Raw genomic sequence first — 2,948 nt, 5'->3', positions numbered from 1 at the left:
CGCAGCCCGCCCGCCGGCAACCCGCTGTTCGCCGCCCGGAGCACGCCCGTCGAGCTGGCCGCTGGCGAACGTCGCCCCCGCTGGGAGAGCCTGCCCGCCAGCGCGGGCGCCGTCGCCACGGCTTCCACTCACGCCACCCACTCCAGCTGCAGCTGTGGCTGCAATTGCGGCTGCGGCTGCGGTTGCCGCAGCGGCTCGGGATGCTGACCATGCCCGTCTCCATCGGCGAACTCTCCACCACCATCGAGACCCTGCCCGGCGAAGGCACCGAGCGGGGCAGCGGCGGCGGCGCACCAGCCGAAGATGCCGCCTTCGAAGTGCGCATCGAAGAGCTCCGCGCCCTCGTCCGCGCCCTGGTGGCCGAAGAGCTCGAACGCCAGCTACGTCACCGGAGCGACTGTCCATGAGCGACGCGCCCCTCCTCGCCAGCGCCCGCCCGCAGATCAAGGTGGATGGCCGACGCGCCGAGCGCCTCGAAGCCGACCTGATCCGCCTCGAAGCCCGGGCCGACGCCGCCGGCGTAGCCTCACTCGAGGCCGTGTTCCTCAACTGGGGCAGCCGCGAATCCGGCGATCCGGTGGATTACGTGCACTTCCACACCGCCGACATCGACTTCGGCAAGCGCCTCGCCATCGCCTTCACCACCAGCGGGCAGGCGCAAACCGTGTTCGACGGCCTCATCACCGGCATGGGCGCGGCCTTCCCCGAGCTGCGCCCGCCCGAGCTCACCCTGCTCGCCGAGGACGCCCTGGCCGGCCTGCGCTACCGCCGCCGCACCCGGCTCTCCGAAAACCAGAGCGACGGCGACATCGCCTCGCGCATCCTGTCCGACGCTGGCCTCAGCCCCGATGCCGGCCGCAGCGGCGCCAGCCATGTGGAGCTCCTCCAGGTGAACGAGGACGAACTCTCCGCCCTGCGCAGCCGCAGCGGCGACGCCCTCATCAGCCTGCGCGACGGCACCGCGCACATCAACGAAGCCTCCGCCCTCACCGACCCGCCGATACGCCTCTCCCGCGAGAACGAGCTGATCCGTTTCACCGTGCTGGCCGATCTCGCCCACCAGCGCGGCGAAGTGCGCGTCCATGGCTACGACGTGGCCGCCAAGGAAGGCATCCACGAGAGCGCCGGCGCCGACGCCATCCGCCCCGAAGCCGGCCCCGGCCGCCTGGGCCCGGAGATCGTCACCCAGGTCTTCGCCAACGCCGCGGACGACCTGCACCTGGAAGCCCCCGCTACCGGCGCCGAAGCCCGCACGCTGGCCGAAGCCGCCCTGCGCCGCCGGGCCCGCCGCTTTGTGCGCGGGGTCGGCGTCACCCGCGGCACGCCCCAGCTGCACGTGGGCTCGAAGGTCGAGCTGGTCGATCTCGGCCCCTGGTTTGCCGGCACCTATCTGGTCACCGCCGTCACCCACCGCTTCGACCAGCAGGAGGGCTTCCGCACCGAGTTCGAGGCCCAGCGGCCCAACCTGGGAGAATCCTCATGATCCCCGGCGCAAGCGCCACCCCGGCCGGTGACCGCCCCCGCCTCTACGGCGTCTACCCGGCCCTCGTCACCGACGTTCAAGACCCGGACAACCAGGGCCGCGTGCAGGTCAAGCTGCCCTTCGTCGAAGAGAGCGACGGCGGCAGCGCCCTGGCCTGGGCCCGCCTCGCCACGATGATGGCCGGCGCCGACCGGGGCACCTGGTTCATCCCCGAGGTGGACGACGAAGTGCTGGTCGCCTTCACCGCCGGCGACCCGCGCCGCCCGGTGGTGATCGGCGCCCTGTGGAACGGCGTGGACGCCCCGCCCGAGACGATGGACAGCGCCAACAACGTGCGCTCCGTCACCTCCCGCAGCGGCCACAAGCTCACCTTCGACGATACCGCCGGTGCCGAGAAGGTCGAGCTCAAGACCAACGGCGGCCACACCTTCACGCTGGACGACGCGGCAGGCGGCACCGTCACGTTCGCCCACAGCAACGGCGCCACCATCAAGATCGACGCCGTCGGCAACATCGAGATCACCGCCAACGTCAAGGTGAAGATCAACGCCCCGGCGGGTCTCGACGTCACCGCCGCGATGGTCACCGTCAACGCCGCCATGTCCAGCTTCTCCGGCGTGGTCAAGGCCGACACCGTCATCACCAACAGCGTGGTGTCGGCCAGCTACACGCCGGGCGCGGGGAACATATGGTAGCCAAGGCCCCCGCCGCGCGGCTCCTCGTCCCGGCCAACCGCAACTCCTCGCGGGAGCACCTGTTTGCCGGCGAGCCCTACTTCCTGCGGCCCGCCGGCGCGCTGCCCGCCGAAGCCCCGCCGCGCATCCTCTCCTTCGAGAGCGATGCCTTCATGGACGACTTCCTGGCCATCGCCGCCGGCAAGCGCCCGGCCCCGCCCAAACTGCTCCCGTGGCGCGACTGGGCCGAACCGCCCGCCGGGCTGGTGGATGTTGCCGGCGCACCCCGCTACCCGACCACCGCAACCGGCATCGTGCGCCGCCCGCCCGACGCCGCCGACATCGAAGCCACCACCGGCCCGGCCATGGACGGTGACGGCATCCCCCACGGCCTCGTGGCCGGCGAGAAGGCCACCACCCCGGCCTGGCTGCGCAAGCTCTACCTGCCCACCCACGAGCGTTTCAACCTCATCAGCTTCGACACCATCTGCGGCGCCGCCGGCCTGCCGCGGCTTGCCCGCAGCCGCGTGAAGGGCAGCGGCGCGGTGATACGCCGGCTGGTGCCGGATGCAAGCTCGGAGCGCTGGGAAGACTGGGTCGCCGTCGATGAAAAGCACGGTGCCTGGCTGCCGCTCCTGCCCGCTGCCCTCAACACCGGCACGCCGGTCGACCCAGCCGCCATCACCCCGCCCGCCGGGCTGGAGGCGCGGCTGCGCACCCTGTTCGGCCTCGGCGCCGCCGACCCGCTGCCGCCCATCGCCCTCGCCAGCCAGCCCCTCCTGCTGGTGCCG

General features: G+C 72.3%; 4 protein-coding genes and 1 pseudogene. All 5 read left to right on the top strand.

Translation table 11 applies throughout. From position 1 onward, the window contains the following. Positions 1–207 (top strand): annotated as a pseudogene (locus QQK25_RS22570) (hypothetical protein); the annotation flags it as partial. Positions 208–209: 2 nt separating this feature from the next. Continuing rightward, entirely contained in the window at positions 210–407 is a 198-nt protein-coding gene (locus QQK25_RS22565) for a hypothetical protein (RefSeq protein WP_284189983.1), read from the top strand. Then, positions 404–1,483, top strand: coding sequence for a phage late control D family protein (locus QQK25_RS22560; protein ID WP_284189982.1), 1,080 nt, complete (start codon positions 404–406; stop codon positions 1,481–1,483). The genes QQK25_RS22565 and QQK25_RS22560 overlap by 4 nt, the downstream gene beginning before the upstream one ends. Next, complete coding sequence (locus tag QQK25_RS22555) at positions 1,480–2,178, top strand: phage baseplate assembly protein V (protein ID WP_284189981.1); 699 nt, start codon at positions 1,480–1,482, stop codon at positions 2,176–2,178. Before QQK25_RS22560 ends, QQK25_RS22555 begins: the two co-directional genes overlap by 4 nt. Then, on the top strand, positions 2,172–2,948 hold a 777-nt coding region (locus QQK25_RS22550), incomplete at its 3' end, for a hypothetical protein (RefSeq protein ID WP_284189980.1). The genes QQK25_RS22555 and QQK25_RS22550, both read left to right, overlap by 7 nt.

The sequence above is a fragment of the Zoogloea oryzae genome (genome assembly GCF_030161255.1).
GTDB lineage: Bacteria > Pseudomonadota > Gammaproteobacteria > Burkholderiales > Rhodocyclaceae > Zoogloea > Zoogloea oryzae.
The sequence above is the reverse complement of the archived record's forward strand: the minus strand, read 5'-3'. Positions and strand labels throughout refer to the sequence as shown.

Bases quoted from the DNA above. Each gene is read 5' to 3' on its own strand.
- QQK25_RS22565 (WP_284189983.1), top strand. From the start codon at position 210: ATGCCCGTCTCCATCGGCGAACTCTCCACCACCATCGAGACCCTGCCC.
- QQK25_RS22560 (WP_284189982.1), top strand. From the start codon at position 404: ATGAGCGACGCGCCCCTCCTCGCCAGCGCCCGCCCGCAGATCAAGGTG.
- QQK25_RS22555 (WP_284189981.1), top strand. From the start codon at position 1,480: ATGATCCCCGGCGCAAGCGCCACCCCGGCCGGTGACCGCCCCCGCCTC.